This window comes from Acidobacteriota bacterium, assembly GCA_016208495.1.
Taxonomy (GTDB): Bacteria; Acidobacteriota; Blastocatellia; order Chloracidobacteriales; family Chloracidobacteriaceae; genus JACQXX01.
Genome location: JACQXX010000088.1, coordinates 24,597 through 39,063 on the forward strand (window position 1 = coordinate 24,597; position 14,467 = coordinate 39,063).

Here is a 14,467-nt window from a genome sequence, read left to right on the forward strand (position 1 = left end):
AGGGCATTGGGCTGAAAACCAGGGCTTGGGGCTGAGAAAACCAGGGCTCAGGGCCAAGCCCCAGGCCCGATGTCTTTACATTCATAAACACACAAACAGCGAGGCAGGAAAATATCTCCCAAGCCCCGCTGTCTTAGTCGCCGTGAAAATGAAATGTGATGCCTGGCGTGGTTACTGCGGAAAGCTGGCCAGGGCTTTTTCTTCGTCGTCAAAGGTTTCGAAGACGGTCAAAAGCTTGGTAATGGCCAGAAGGTCCTGAATCTTTTTGGTAAGCTTCAACAACTTCAAATTGCCTTGTTGTTTGTTGACGGTGGTATAGCTGCTGACGAGTTCACCGATTCCGGAACTGTCAACATAGCTCACATCGCCAAGGTTCAGCAGGATGTATTTCGAGTTTCCATCGAGCAGGTTCCGAATCGCTTCACGGAGTTGGACACTGCCCTCGCCGATTGTGATTTTCCCACTCAAATCGAGGATTGAAACGTTGCCTGAGGTTCGTTGTGTGATCTTCAGAGACATGGGCGCTGCTCCTTAAAAAGGTTGAGTATGTGTTAACTTCTTTGAAAGCCCTCTGACCAGTACTCAGACTGGGTGAGAACAGACCTGAGTCCATTCTACCTTTCTCAATCGGCTGAAAGGCCGTCGGAGTCGGCGTCTTGAGGCGTTTCGGGCTTGCGTTTAATCATTCTGACCACCGTTCCACCTTGCGGATGAGTCGAAAAATTGACTTCGTCCATAAACGTCCGCATGTAGAAAATACCGCGTCCATTGGGGTTGAGAAGGTTTGATGGATCGAGTGGATCCGGTAAATGGCTTGCATCAAACCCCCGGCCACGGTCCCGGATGGAGACGTCAATGTGCTGTTCAAAAATCGTAAACCGCACATCGACTGGCTTGTGTGAATCAAGTTGATTGCCATGTTTGATAGCGTTAATGACTGACTCACGCACCGCAAGCCCTACCCAGTGTGCTTCTTCTGGGGGAAACCCGACAATCTGCGTGATGTTGTCAGTGACGGCGGCCACCAGTTCGATAAAACGATAACTACTGTCAATTGTGAGTTCTATCACATTTTCCGCCGTATTCATTGTTAAGTAATTGCCCTTTCACGGAGAGTTTTTTCGGTAGGCTGACAGAACCCGTTGCCGCCAGTCGAGACCTTGGATGTCGGACCTTTTTTTCCAGAAGCCAATCGTCAACGAAAACGACGTGGAAGGCAACTGTTTATTGCTGGCCAGCCAGCTCTGGGAAAAAGACACGATTCTGGGGAACTCTGACGGCCAACTCGCCCTGGGCGGTACACGAAACCAATGCTCGGGGTAAATTGACTGCAGCAAAAGTGCGTTGTGCGTGATTGCTGGGTGCTGAATGTCTTTGACTGAACGGATGTTGGGAAAAATTACGCCAACTTGTCTAGCATAGGCGCCCGGTTAAGTCAAGAAATGTCACTTGAGGGCTGAGGACATCGGGCGGAAGACTCGCAAGCTCGGAGCAAAGGAAGGGATGAGGGATGAAGGCTGAGGGCTGAAGAAAGCGGCTGAAGAATTGGTTTTATTTTATCCCTCATCCCTTCGATTGCCCTCAGCCCTGGTTTTCAGTCCCCAACTTAAAGACTCGCCGGGCATTTTCGGCAAAAAATTTGGCTTGAATCTCAACCGAAAGCCCAAGCTCCTGAACTTGCTGGACACATTTCTCAAGCGACAACTGTGGAAAGTTTGTCCCAAAGAGCACTTTATCCTGGCCGTACGTCTTCATATATTGAAGCAGTTGCGGTGGATAGTAACGAGGCAGGTAGGCTGAAGTATCAATGAAGACATTTTCATGTTTCCAGGCCACGCCAATCATTTCATCGGTCCAGGGAAAGCCGATGTGCCCGGCTACAATTTTCAATTCAGGAAATGTCAGGGCGACTTCATCAAGATAGGGCACTGGTCGTCCGGTTTCAGACGGCATCAAGGGGCCGGTATGCCCGACCTGAGTGCAGAATGGAATATCCAGTTCAATACATTTGACATAGAGCGGAAAGTAGAACTTGTCGTTCGGCGGACGATTCCACAACCATGGGACAACGCGCAACGCTTTGAATCCAAGCTCTTTCACGGCGCGTTCCAGTTCACGAACTGCTTGAACGGGCTTTTCCAGATTGACCGCCGCCACACCGCAAAAACGATCTGGAAACTGGTGAATCATCTCCGCAATTTCATCATTGTGGTAAATCCATTGTCCCGGACGATGCCAGGCGGAGAGCATCAATGTCTGGATTCCAGCCCGATCCATCGCCATCACGATTTGCTCAGCCGTGAGCCCTGTTTCCAGGAGTTTGGCCGAACCAGATTGCTGAAACAGGCGGGTAACTTCGGGCATTTTTTCAGCCGATTGCCGGGTTAACGGCTGCGCCCAGGCGTCAATGATGAGTTGGTTTTGGGTCATAGGGGTCAGAGGTCAGGGGTCAGGGGTCAGGGGTCAGGGGTCAGGGTTTTCGAAGTTTTGTCCTTTTTGTCCTTTTTGTCCTTTTTGTCCTTTTCGTCTTTTCAAACCCTGAACCCTGACCCCTAACTGGAGGATTACTTAATGATGACGGTTCCGCTGGTGGCTGTACCCAGGTTCCCAGCGGCATCGCGGGCGGTGATCTGTACCCGACCAGATTTGGTTTTGGCAACACTGGTTGGAACAGTCCAGGTGAAGCTCTGGGCATTCCCTGGCAATCCGGAAACAATAGTGGTTGAAAAAGTGGTGCCGTCTCCGGCAAAGCTGAGGTCGTGGCCTGTGACGCCGATGTCGTCGGCTGAAGTCCACGAAATCCCCAGCGACGCATCTTTTTTGCGTTTCACTTTGGTTTTTGAAAGCGTGACGCTGGCCACGGTCGGATTTTGGGTATCTGGATTTCCGCCTCCGCCTGGAATCGCACCTTCTTTCACAATCCGAATGGCATTGTTGCCGGTATCCAAAATGATCAGATTTCCACGCTGGTCTATGACAACGCCCTGGGGGGAAGCCAGCAAGGCCATGTCGGCTGGTCCCTCATCGCCGCCATAGCCTGGAATTCCATTGCCGGTAATCGTTGAAGTGAGCCTGGTTTCAGCCTCCACCCGGCGGATACGTGATGCGTAAGCTTCAGAAATAAAAAGATTTCCACTTGCGTCAACAGCAAACCGGTGTGGTCCGTAGAGCACGGCATTCGTGGCGGTAATCCCGTCTTCGTCTTCCGTGCCGCCACCAGCCACGGTGGTGATGATGCCGGTTTGGGCATCAACCCGGCGAATCCGGCCTGCATCGCGGTCAGCTACAAACAGGTTTCCATTGCTGTCAATCAACACGCTTCGCGGATATTGCAACCGGGCCTGTGTGGCCAGCCCGCCATCGCCGCTGTCCGCTGGTTGCCCTGCCGGTCCGCTTCCGACCACGGTGGTGATGATGCCGGTTTGGGCATCAACTTTGCGAATTCGGTTATTGTTTGAGTCAACGACATAGATATTTCCAAGCTGATCAACTCCCACATCAGTTGGGAAATTCAAGGTCGCTTCCAATGCCGGGCCGCCGTCGCCGTCAAAGTCAAATCCACCATTACCAGCGACCGTGGTGATGATTCCGGTCCGGGCATCAACCCGGCGAATGACCGAATTGCTTGAATCCGCGATCAGGATGTTTCCCGCCGCGTCAATTGCCATTCCGGATGGATCATTGAGCGAAGCCTGAGTTGCCGGGCCACCATCGCCGGAATACCCGTTTCGGCCATTTCCGGCAACGGTCGTGATACTGCCGGTTTGGATAGTCACTTTGCGAATTCGGTGATTTCCGTCATCGGCAAAGTAAATATTTCCTTGCTGGTCAAGGGCAATTCCAGTGGTGTCCTGCATGCTGAGATTGGCTGTGGCGGCTGGCCCATTATCACCCAGATTCCCACCACCGCCGCCAATGGTTGTGATAATGCCGGTTTCGGCATCAACTTCACGAATGAGGTTTTGGCCGTCGTCTGAAATGTAGAGATTCCCAAACCCATCAACGACCACGCCGCACGGCACCAGGCCCGCATCAAGCGCCGGACTGCCGTCTCCGCCACCGTTTTCGCCATTGCCGGCGATGGTCGTGATAATGCCCGTTTCAGCATCCACCCGACGGACGCGATTATTACCCAGGTCTGCAATCAAGAGGTTTTGGTCTTCATCCAGCGCCAGAGCAATCGGAACATTGAGTGCGGCTTCAGTGGCTGGTCCATCGTCACCGTCAAATGTCCCATTAAAGCTGCCAGTTGGACCAATGCCAGCCACCGTGGTGATGATGTCGGTATCAGAATCAACCCGCCGGATCCGGTTATTAAAAGTATCAGCAATTACCAGATCATCGTCATCAGCAATTCGGATGGCGCCAGCAAACTGGAGTGCCAGTTGAGCTTCGTCAGCCGGGCCATCATCACCATCAAACCCAAAGTCTCCATTTCCGACGGCTGTGGAAATAATACCTGTTTGGGGATCAATGCGTCGGATGCGATTGTTTCCACTATCAACAATAAAGATGCTTCCTTCCGAATCAACGGCCACACTGGTTGGTTGCGCAATGGCGGCCTGGGTGGCTGGACCGTCATCTCCGCTAAAATTGTAATCACCTGTGCCGGCAATCGTACTCATCAGACCAGTTACGGCATCCACCCGGCGAACACAGTTATTGGAAGAGTCAGCAATAATGATGTTTCCCTGGCCGTCAATTGTGGCGCTCATCGGAAAATTGATACCTGCGCCAAGCGCCGGACCGCCATCCCCGCTCAAACTGGGGTTTCCACTGCCGGCGACGGTGGTGATGATTCCGGCCTCGTTGATTTGGCGAATGCGATGGTTCCCCGGATCGGCAATCAGCAGGTTTCCTTCACCATCAATTTCCACGACCCCACCGCCAAAGGCATTGAGGTTGAGACTGGCATTGACGGCCAGTCCGCCATCCCCAATAAACGCCACGCCTCCGGCCACGGTCGTAATGTCGCCTTTCGCAATTGAATCAAGCGAGCGAGCCAGAATCCCAAATGAACTTTGGGCAACACCGCCTCGGGTTTGAATTGAAAGCGTTCGATTTCCAGGGGCGTTTTGAGAGGGAACCCGAAACCGGATTTGAGTGGCACTGAGGACTTCCGCATCCAGGATGACCCGGTCACCCAAAATGACCACGCTTTCCGGCGCAAAGTTTTTACCGTTGATAATGACCTCAGAACCTCCTGCCAGAGTATCCGACGCCCGGCTGAGATTGCTAATGAGCGGTGCCCCGACGGTTACAACTTTTAAAGCATTGCTTTCAGCCTGCGCCTGGGTATCCAGCACAAAGCTGTCTGTCCCCCGTACCTGAACACTGGCTGCCTGTTGAAAGCTGCCATCTTGAGCCAGTTGAACCTTTTGCGGAATATCACCAAAGGCCCGTGTCACCACTGAAGCCCCAGTTTGGTCAACCACATAAATATTCCCGACGGCATCAGCACTGACTGACTGTGGATTGGCAAAGATCAACTCGTTCGCAGCTTGTGCCGGGATCGCTGCCAGTCGCCGGATGAGGATCTGGTGTTCTTCAGGTCTCAAAAACGAAGGCGAGGCGCTGGATTCCAGCACGCCACGAGCACTCGATTTTCGACCCAGGGTCGCCACCGTGCCATTGCGAGCAATGAGTCGCACGCGATTATTTCCGGTATCAGCCACGATCAGAAGTTTGCCATCTGAACTCAGGGCCAGGCCGCTGGGCCGATTAAACCGGGCGGCTCGCCCGCGTCCATCAGCGATACCGCTTGTACCAGGTTGCCCGGCGAGCAAAATGACCTGTTTGGATTCAAAATCAACCTGATAAATTGCGTGATTGTCGGTGTCAGCGACAAACAAATTTCCACCTGAATCAGTCACTACACCCCGCAATCCATTAAAAACTGCCTGGGCAAATGGCGTGACATCATTGGGCATCCGCCCCGGTGAACCTGTTCCAAGAATTGTGGTTACGTTGTCATCAAAATCAATCTGACGCAGGCTGTGGTTCAGTGTGTCAGCCACGAAAATTCCACCGTCTGCACTGTTGTTGACGGTGACTGCGGTGGGACCGGCAAACCGGGCCTGGAGACGGTTCCCGTCAATTCGTGCCCCGGCGCCGCGTTGTCCGGCAAAGATCGAAGCCGGCATGGTCAGGTTTTCTTTGCGGAAAATAATATTTCCCAGCGGATCGCTGATGTACAAATGGCCAGCGGTATCGGTTTTGGTATCACCTGGGACTTTTGCTCCTTGCGCATTGGCCACACGGGCTACCACAACAAAAACAGACGTTGAATCACTGCCACGACGAGCGGTAATCGTGGCAAATCCACGCTGGACTCCACTTATCACACCCGTGGTCGGGTCAATACTGGCAATGTCGGGGCTGCCTGATTCCCAGGTCACACCGGTGATCGGCTGACCACTGGCATCAGTCGCGGTCAATGGTAGCTGACGTTGTTCGTTGACCACGGGATTGGGTTGTTGAATACGGATATTGCCAGCTTGTCTGGGCTGCGTACGTGTCTGGCTGACGGTTGGATATGACGCTGAGTGGGTTGGAAATGGGTGAAATGAGAGTGTGGAAATAGTCAGAGCACCAATAATAAGTAGGGAAAACCAGCGATACTTCATGTGGAGTAATCCTCCGAAAATTCAGTTCAATAGATTTTGAGTTAAGCAATGGAAAAAGCAGGCTTTGAGAAGTCCTCACTTTACATCTATTCCTTTAAACTCGCTTCTGTTTCTACCTGAACTTTCGGAGTGAATCCCCTTGAAAACCGGTTGAAACCCAGGGCTGAAAATACCAGGGCTGAAGACTCGCAAGCTCGGGGCACAGAAAGGGATGAGGGATGAAGGATGAGGGATGAAATAAAACCAATTTCTTTAGCCCATTGTCTTCAGCCCTTAGCCCTCAGCCCGTTTTCTTCAGCCCCAAGCCCTGGTTTTTTCAGCCCTGATATGTTCAATCGGTTTTTTTCGCTGTGACTTCTTTCTCTCCGGCAAAGATCAGCTTTGTTGCGGCACCAGAGGCGTCGGTTTCAAACCGAATTGTCAAGCTGTCTCCTGACATCACGTCATAGATGGCAAAGGTACTGGGCGAGACTGGCAAAAATGCTTTTCCGGTCATCTGGGGAAGTGGTCGGATGCCAATGAGCTGGCCTTCTTCCCAGGCATAGCGCATCAGAATTTCTCCGCGCTCAAAGCTCAGCCGGGCGGTGGTGGCCATCCGTTCCTCCATCGGCAACGTGCCCAGGACGGTGCAGCTTTTGAATTCGCCAAACCGCTCACGCCAGTCTTTCCACATTTCGGTTTCACGGGCTTTGACGCTAGCCAGCGGGATATTTCCGCCAAACGCCTGATGAATCGGCTCGAAGTTTCCTTTGCTGGCCTGTTCAACGATTGCAGCCGTGCGGGTATTGATCTCGTTTAATCGAGGAGAAACGGCTGGATTCCCAGTGGCAAGCAAGGAAAAGGCTTCCTGGCCTTCAGGTGAAATCACCAGCCGGTCTGGTTTGGCGGAAACTGCCAGTTTGGCTCCTGACGGTAAGGTGTAGGTCCCTCCGAGTCTGGCAAGTTTCGCTGATTCAGCTTCAACAACTTTGGGTGGAAACGTTGGGTTCATGCCAAACAGAATCCGGGCGATGTGCTGCGACGCTGGAATGGCTTTCACATCAGCATTTGAAGCGATAAAAACCACCACGTTTTCATCCACATAGCGCCGGAAATCAGCGGCAAAAATACCGTTGCCGCCATTGTGCGTCACCAGTTTGGTACCCCGTGGTGTCTTCATAATCGCCCAACCATAGGCGTAATGTGAAAATCCTTGCGGTCCTTCGGCAATGTACGGCGTCTGAAATTTGCGTCTGGCTTCGGCTGAAAGAATGGTGTTTCCTTCCAGCGCCTGATGCCAGCGGTACATATCGCCGACAGTGGCCTGGATCCCACCGTTGCCACGCAATGCCCAGTACGGGCCTTCACCAACACAGGCTTTTTCGACCACGGTGCCCCACGCTCTTCCGTCAAGATAGCCGTGGGCCTGTTTGTCTGCGGACCACTTGGGGAGGCAATATCCGGTGTGGAGCATCCCGGCGGGTTTAAACAGATTGTTGTACAAAAACTGTTCGTAGGACTGGCCTGAAATCATTTCAACAATCGCAGCCAGCAGACTGTACCCTGAATTGGCGTATTCAAACCGCTCTCCGGGAGGGCTTAACAGTGGTTCCGCCATTGCCCGTTTGACATATTCTTCACGCCCAACCGGTTCGTAATCCGTTTCAGCATAATCACTTCGCAGCCCGGCGCTGTGAGTCAACAGGTGATGGATTGTAATACCGGCTTTGTCTTTTGGCACACCCGGCAGGTATTTGTTGATCGGGTCTTCAACCCGAAGTTTGCCCTGCATTTCAAGCTTCAAAATAGCAGCCGCCGTAAACTGCTTGGTAATTGAGCCAATATTGAAAACTGTGTCCACCGCATTTGGAATATTTTGTTCGCGGTTGGCGAGGCCATATCCTTTTTCCAAAATCACGGCGCCATCTTTGGCGACGAGGATTCCACCAGCAAACCCAAATTTCTCAAGTCGCGTGAGATAGTCATCCAGTTTTTGACCAGTTTCCGTGCGAACCGTCGCGGCGGGTGATTGTTTTTCAGGTTTTTCCTGGACTCCATATCCGGTGATTCCAAACACCATCAGAACCAGTAGCCCAAACACAAATTGGCGCTTTTTCATATGATGAGACCTTCCTGTTGTTCAATGGGAGATACCACCTCACCTCTGGCGTTGTGCTTTGACCTGGTGATGGCCATTTTGGTGAAGTGTGTTTGGAGAAAAGTAGCGCTGAATCTTGAAGAACTTATGAAGGTGTCGAGACAATCGGCAACGTCACGCGAAAGATGGTGCCGACGTTTTTCTGACTGGTTACCGTGATGTGTCCGGTGTGCATCTGCACCAGTTGTTTAACAATGGCCAGCCCAAGACCGGCACCCCCTTGCGCACGGGCGCGCGCCGGGTCAGCCCGGTAAAACCGATCAAAAATAAAGGGAAGGTGTTCAGATTCAATACCTTCCCCGGAATCAGCCACCTGAAGTTCAACCTGGTTTCCGTTTTTTGAGGCCCCAATGCAAATCGTCCCACCCGTCGGTGTATGTTGGAGCGCGTTCACCAGCAAGTTGCGCAGAATCTGGCTGACCCGTTTGGCATCAGCCCAAACCGCAGGCAGGTCAGGCGGCACATTCGAAGAAATTGTAATCCTTCTGGCCGTGGTTTGTGGGGAAAGTGAAACCAGTGCCTGTTCGATCAAAATTTGAAGCTCAACTTCGGCAAAGGTCAATTTGATCTGATTGGCTTCAGCCAGCGCCAGGTCCTGTAAATCATTGACAAGCTGGCTGAGCAGCAGCACTTCTTCGTGAAGCGATGCCACCACTTGAGCATCAGCCGAGAGCAACCCATCCTGAATGGCTTCAAGCTGGCAGCGGATATTGGTGAGCGGAGTGCGGAGTTCGTGGGCAACATCATTGACCAGTGTTCGCCGGAGTTGTTCGGATCGGGCAACAGAATCAGCCATTCGGTTGAAGGCCGTGGCAAGCTGGCCGATTTCACCAGATGAATGGATTGTCACGCGTTGCGCCAGGTCGCCTTGCTCCATGCGGTGCGCAGCGGCGGTCAACGCCTCAACCGGCCCCACGATTCGGCGGGAGACAATCGCGGTTGCCACCAGGGCCAGGAGTCCAATGCCACTCACCGCCCAAAACAGTGAACGATTGACTGCTGCCACGCGGGTTCGAGGCGGGATGGGTTCTGCTTCAGGGCGTGGCAGGAGAAAGAACATCCCGAGCCGTTTCCCCGTGGCATCAACCAAAACGGTACGTGGCGGGCGAATCAGAACCTGTTCATTGGCAATCACTTCGCGCCTGACTGCCCCTGGGAGTTCTTCAATGATCTGCACCACCAGTTTGTCGGGTTCGGGAAACGTGATGCGTGCCTGGGTCAACACTGGCACCGAAGCCGCAATCACCTGATTTTCAGTATTTACCAGCAATCCGTCCCGCTCTGTTACCTGGGCAATGTGCTGCAGAAGCGGGGTGATGTGATCCCACGACTGGTGTTTTTGAAAATGCTCAAGGAGTTGCACCCGATAGGGTTCCAGATTGAGTGGTTCCAGGCTGGTCACCACCTTGTTTAATTCAATAGAGGTAATCTGACTCGACGCAAACCCAACCGCCAGCACTGCCACCACGGAAATCGCCACCGTCATCAAAAATAAGCGCCAACGCAGACTATGGATCATGGTTTTGCTTCGGAGAGGGAATAGCCGATTCCGTAAACCGTCACAATCAACGGCGGCTTCCCGGTGGGTCGGGTCATTTTTTTGCGGAGATTCATCACGTGCGCATCAACCGTGCGTTCCTGGCCTTCAAAATCCCAGCCAAATGCCCGTTCAACCAGTTCCTGGCGTGAAAAAACACGTCCCGGCGCCCGAACAAACGTTTCCAGAATCTTGAACTCAGTTGGTGTGAGCGGGATTTCCTGCCCGTCGAGCCAGACATCGTGCCGTGCGGTATCGAGCAGCAGTCCGTTGAATTGCAACACGGATGGGCGCGGATCAAGTGGTTGAATCGTCCGTCTGAGCACGGCGCGGACGCGGGCCACTAACTCGCGTGGACTAAAAGGCTTGGCAATATAATCATCTGCTCCCAGATCAAGCCCGTGCAGGGTATCGGCTTCGGTTGTCCGGGCGGTCAGCATCACAATCGGCACGGTGGATTCAGCTCGCAAGATCCGACACACCGCCATTCCATCCAGCTCGGGCAACATCAAGTCGAGTACAATCAAATCTGGATGCGCCGTCCGGGCAAGTTCCAGTGCTTCGCGACCCGTGCGGGCAATCAAGACATGAAACCCGTTGTGCTCCAGGTAAAGCTGGATGGATGCGACGGTTTTGGGTTCATCATCAACGATGAGAATGGTGCGGTCAGGCATAAGAGCAGGGGTCAGGGTTTAGGAGTCAGGGTTCAGGGTTCAGGGTTCAGGGTTCAGGGTTCAGGGTTCAGGGTTCAGGGTTCAGGGTTCAGGGTTCAGGGTTCAGGGTTCAGGGTTCAGGGTTTCGAATTTTTGTCCTTTTTGTCCTTGTCGTCCTTTTCTTATCGAGAGCCCAGAACTCAAATTTAAAAGTCAGTCTAGCGGGAATTGTGAAGAACCTGTGAAGACCCGTTTTTGAGCGGAAACAAAAATTCACCACAGAGGACACAGAGGACACAGAGGAATTGACCAATTCTTTGATCTTCCTCTGTGTTCCTCTGTGTCCTCTGTGGTGAAAAAAGTAGTTGCCAAATTAAGCAATTCCGGCGCGCACGAGCAGCGATTCAAATTCACGCTGTACATCACGCAACACGCTTTCTTCACTCAGGGTTTTGAGTTCGCGACCGCGCATGACAATTTGTCCGTCAATAATTGTGTCGCGAACGTCACTGGCATTGGCTGAATACACCAGCGAGGAAACCGGGTCTGGATGCGGCGCCGCGTGGAGTGTATTGAGGTTGACAATCACAACGTCCGCCCGTTTGCCGACTTCGAGGCTGCCCAGGTCATCTTCCTGACCAATTGCCCGGGCGCCTTCCCAGGTCGCCATCCGGAAGGCTTCGGCGGCAGCCAGATGGCGCGAACCCTTGCGCATTTTCTGCAAAATCGCGGCCAGTCGCATTTCAGTGAAGGCATCGAGGCGGTTATTGCAGGGCGCTCCGTCAGCGCCAATCGAGACCCGAATACCGCGTTCGTGCATTTCGACAATCGGGGCCACGCCTGAACCAAGTTTCAGATTTGACGATGGACAATGCAGCACGTGGGTCTGTGTACGGGCGAGGATGTCGAGTTCCGAGTCATCCAGCCAGACACAGTGAGCCAACCCAACGTGAGTGCCAGTCAGCCCGACACTATCAAGATAGGCAATGTTGCGTTGACCGGTTTCAGAATACACGAGGGCGACTTCGTCACGATTTTCCGAAGCGTGGGTATGGATAATCAAATTTCGTTCGCGCGCCAGTTTCCCGACTTCACGCAGCAGCCCATCGGTGCACGAAACCGCAAATCGTGGGGCAAAGCACATCCGGACCCGTCCATCATCGCGTCCGTGCCATTTTTCAATCAGACGGATTGATTCTGCGATTGAAGCATCGGTTTTCTCCTGAAGCCCAACCGGGACCTCCGTTCCCTTATCCATCATGCACTTGCCAACGACGGCCCGAAAGCCACTTTCTTCAACCACTTGCAAGGCAGCTTCGGTGTGGTTCACGGTTTCCATCGTCAAGGCGGCGGTGGTGCCACCCCGGATCATCTCCGCAATCGAGAGTTGGGCTGAAGCCCGGAGGCTTTCCGGTGTATGTGAGGCTTCCATCGGCCAGATTCGCAATTTCAACCAATCCAGCAACTCCAAATCATCTGCCGAACCACGAAATAAGGTCTGACACAGGTGAATGTGAGATTGAATAAACCCTGGCATCACCACACAACCCGTGGCATCAATTGTCTCGTCTGCCGTTTCCGGAACGGTGCCGATATGACTGATGCGGCGATCTATGATGTACAAATCTCCTTTGATCACTTGATGTTGGGGGCCAGACGTGAGCAAGATGCCGTTGGTAATACGAATCGTTGAAGAAGCCATGCGAAATATCCTTTGGAGGCAATCCGGGTTCCGGGTTCCGGGTTCCGGTTTTTTAAGATTTAGGGGGTGATTTCCCTGGTTTGGTATGAACGAACGTCAACTCTTGAAAACAAAAGATTTGATTGATCTCCGTTTTGTTTGACACAGTGAGAATGAGCAAAAGGTTCAATTCGAAGAACCCGGAACCCGGAACCCGGAACCCGGAACCCGGAACCCGGAACCCGGAACCCGGAACCCGGAACCCGGAACCCTATTTTGAATCCTGGAAGCCGTCATAGAGCACTTCCATAATCGCCAGACAGACATCCAGCCCGATAAAGTCGGCCAGGGTGAGTGGGCCCATGGGGTGATTCATCCCAAGCTTCATAATGCCATCAATCGCTTCTGGTGTGGCGACGCCTTCATAGAGCGCAAAAATTGCCTCGTTGATCATCGGCATCAGAATGCGGTTTGAAATAAATCCAGGTGAGTCCTGGCAGGAAATGGCGGTTTTGCCCATTTTGGCGCACAGGGCTGTGACCTGGTCGTTGGTAGCGTCATCGGTGGCCAATCCACGGATAATTTCAACCAGCGTCATCACCGGCACCGGGTTCATAAAGTGCATTCCGATGACTTTCTCCGGGCGTTTGGTGGCGGCGCCAATCCGGGTAATGGCAATTGACGAGGTATTGCTGGCCAAAATCACGCCGGGTTGGGTTAATTCATCAAGCTGGGCAAAGAGTTTGGTTTTGACGTCAACATTTTCAACCACCGCTTCAACCACAAACTCAGCTTCAGCCAGAGCGGCCAGGTCAGTGACGGGTCGAATGCGAGCCAGGATTTCCTGCTTGCCTTCGACGGTGAGACGTTCTTTTTTCACATCACGCTGCAGACTGGAATCAATCGCCGAAAGACCGCGATCCAGGTAAGCTTGCGCGATGTCGTGCAAAATCACATTCATTCCGGCACGAGCCGCAACCTGGGCAATGCCGTTGCCCATGGTGCCCGCACCAATAACTGCAAATGTTTGAACCATAAAAGATGATGACTCCTGTGTGGATTCAGTATGAAAAGGGGCGCAAGTGTAGAAAAGAAGCCTATGCTCATCAAGATGATTTCTTGTTTGGTTCCACGTGAACAAAGACGAGCTTTTGAACAAGCGCAGGAACGCTGGCGGGAACTGCAAACTGTACCGGGGTTTGGCGGCCAAATCGGCGGTTGGACTATGAGTTTGAAAACCCATGCCTGCATTCTGGCTTTTTGGAAAAGCCAGCCATTGTACCAGCAATTTATGGAACATGACCACGACCGAATTTTAGAAATCAGTGGTCAATCCGGCACCTATCAGTCAATCACTATTCAATTTTTTGAGCAAAAATTCGACATTCCAGGTCGCCATGACTATATTCTCGCGGCGCTGACCGCAGGAAAGTGGCTGCAGATAACCAAATTGACAGTGGCTGATCTAGCTGTGACTCAATTTTCTGACTGGCGCCATGACCCGGATTTTCTGGCTGGAGTGGTCGGCTGTCGCTCAACCACTGCTGAAGATTGGCTGGTGGCAACACTGTGGACCAAACCAGAACCTCCTGATGTGAACTGGAATCACTTACTTCCGTCCGAAACAACCACCATTGCCCTGGCGCCAAGCTGGCTGGTCATTCCAAAAGTTGAAGGATGAACATTCCAGGATATTTTTAACCACGAAAGACACGAAAAACACGAAAAAAATCAAACACTTACAACATCCAAAATCAAAGGACGGAAGGGACGGAAAGGACGAGAAGGACGGGGCGGAATCACGGCTCAACGAGATTCCTGGTGCGAGTCGTA

At 52.6% G+C, this 14,467-nt stretch carries 11 protein-coding genes; 2 read left to right on the plus strand and 9 right to left on the minus strand.

Going from position 1 to position 14,467, the window contains the following annotated elements; translation table 11 throughout:
- Positions 1–171: 171 nt before the first annotated feature.
- Positions 172–519: an STAS domain-containing protein gene (locus HY774_18085; protein ID MBI4750394.1), complete on the minus strand. Its 348-nt coding sequence runs from the start codon at positions 517–519 to the stop codon at positions 172–174.
- 104 nt (positions 520–623) lie between these two features.
- Positions 624–1,088, minus strand: coding sequence for an ATP-binding protein (locus HY774_18090; GenBank protein ID MBI4750395.1), 465 nt, complete (start codon positions 1,086–1,088; stop codon positions 624–626).
- A gap of 76 nt (positions 1,089–1,164) precedes the next feature.
- Here HY774_18090 and HY774_18095 point away from each other — a divergent pair, with 76 nt between their 5' ends.
- The gene (locus HY774_18095; GenBank protein ID MBI4750396.1) at positions 1,165–1,323 is read left to right on the plus strand and encodes a hypothetical protein; all 159 of its coding nucleotides are present in this window, start codon (positions 1,165–1,167) and stop codon (positions 1,321–1,323) included.
- A gap of 258 nt (positions 1,324–1,581) precedes the next feature.
- Here the strand turns inward: HY774_18095 and HY774_18100 are convergent, their stop codons facing one another.
- The 7 genes from HY774_18100 to HY774_18130 all read right to left on the minus strand — a co-directional run bounded on the left by HY774_18100 (position 1,582) and on the right by HY774_18130 (position 13,670).
- On the minus strand, positions 1,582–2,430 hold the full coding sequence (locus tag HY774_18100) for an amidohydrolase (protein ID MBI4750397.1): 849 nt from the start codon (positions 2,428–2,430) through the stop codon (positions 1,582–1,584).
- A 134-nt stretch (positions 2,431–2,564) separates the two neighbouring features.
- Positions 2,565–6,626 carry an SMP-30/gluconolactonase/LRE family protein gene (locus tag HY774_18105; protein ID MBI4750398.1) on the minus strand — a complete coding sequence of 1,354 codons (4,062 nt, stop codon included), beginning with the start codon at positions 6,624–6,626 and terminating at the stop codon, positions 2,565–2,567.
- A gap of 331 nt (positions 6,627–6,957) precedes the next feature.
- Entirely contained in the window at positions 6,958–8,724 is a 1,767-nt protein-coding gene (locus HY774_18110; GenBank protein MBI4750399.1) for a serine hydrolase, read from the minus strand.
- Between the two features lie 124 nt (positions 8,725–8,848).
- The gene (locus tag HY774_18115; GenBank protein ID MBI4750400.1) at positions 8,849–10,282 is read right to left on the minus strand and encodes a HAMP domain-containing protein; all 1,434 of its coding nucleotides are present in this window, start codon (positions 10,280–10,282) and stop codon (positions 8,849–8,851) included.
- Positions 10,279–10,974 (minus strand): response regulator transcription factor, encoded by a 696-nt coding sequence (locus HY774_18120; protein MBI4750401.1) that lies wholly within the window; start codon positions 10,972–10,974, stop codon positions 10,279–10,281. Before HY774_18120 ends, HY774_18115 begins: the two co-directional genes overlap by 4 nt.
- Before the next feature lie 352 nt (positions 10,975–11,326).
- Complete coding sequence (locus HY774_18125; GenBank protein ID MBI4750402.1) at positions 11,327–12,655, minus strand: 5'-deoxyadenosine deaminase; 1,329 nt, start codon at positions 12,653–12,655, stop codon at positions 11,327–11,329.
- Positions 12,656–12,905: 250 nt separating this feature from the next.
- Positions 12,906–13,670 carry a 3-hydroxybutyryl-CoA dehydrogenase gene (locus HY774_18130; protein MBI4750403.1) on the minus strand — a complete coding sequence of 255 codons (765 nt, stop codon included), beginning with the start codon at positions 13,668–13,670 and terminating at the stop codon, positions 12,906–12,908.
- Between the two features lie 63 nt (positions 13,671–13,733).
- On the opposite strand from HY774_18130, the gene HY774_18135 reads away from it, so the two are divergent.
- On the plus strand, positions 13,734–14,315 hold the full coding sequence (locus HY774_18135; GenBank protein MBI4750404.1) for a YdbC family protein: 582 nt from the start codon (positions 13,734–13,736) through the stop codon (positions 14,313–14,315).
- The last annotated feature ends 152 nt before the right edge of the window (positions 14,316–14,467 follow it).

Coding starts and splice junctions, on each gene's coding strand:
- HY774_18085 (MBI4750394.1), bottom strand. CDS start 519: ATGTCTCTGAAGATCACACAACGAACCTCAGGCAACGTTTCAATCCTC.
- HY774_18090 (MBI4750395.1), bottom strand. CDS start 1,088: ATGAATACGGCGGAAAATGTGATAGAACTCACAATTGACAGTAGTTAT.
- HY774_18095 (MBI4750396.1), top strand. CDS start 1,165: ATGTCGGACCTTTTTTTCCAGAAGCCAATCGTCAACGAAAACGACGTG.
- HY774_18100 (MBI4750397.1), bottom strand. CDS start 2,430: ATGACCCAAAACCAACTCATCATTGACGCCTGGGCGCAGCCGTTAACC.
- HY774_18105 (MBI4750398.1), bottom strand. CDS start 6,626: ATGAAGTATCGCTGGTTTTCCCTACTTATTATTGGTGCTCTGACTATT.
- HY774_18110 (MBI4750399.1), bottom strand. CDS start 8,724: ATGAAAAAGCGCCAATTTGTGTTTGGGCTACTGGTTCTGATGGTGTTT.
- HY774_18115 (MBI4750400.1), bottom strand. CDS start 10,282: ATGATCCATAGTCTGCGTTGGCGCTTATTTTTGATGACGGTGGCGATT.
- HY774_18120 (MBI4750401.1), bottom strand. CDS start 10,974: ATGCCTGACCGCACCATTCTCATCGTTGATGATGAACCCAAAACCGTC.
- HY774_18125 (MBI4750402.1), bottom strand. CDS start 12,655: ATGGCTTCTTCAACGATTCGTATTACCAACGGCATCTTGCTCACGTCT.
- HY774_18130 (MBI4750403.1), bottom strand. CDS start 13,670: ATGGTTCAAACATTTGCAGTTATTGGTGCGGGCACCATGGGCAACGGC.
- HY774_18135 (MBI4750404.1), top strand. CDS start 13,734: ATGCTCATCAAGATGATTTCTTGTTTGGTTCCACGTGAACAAAGACGA.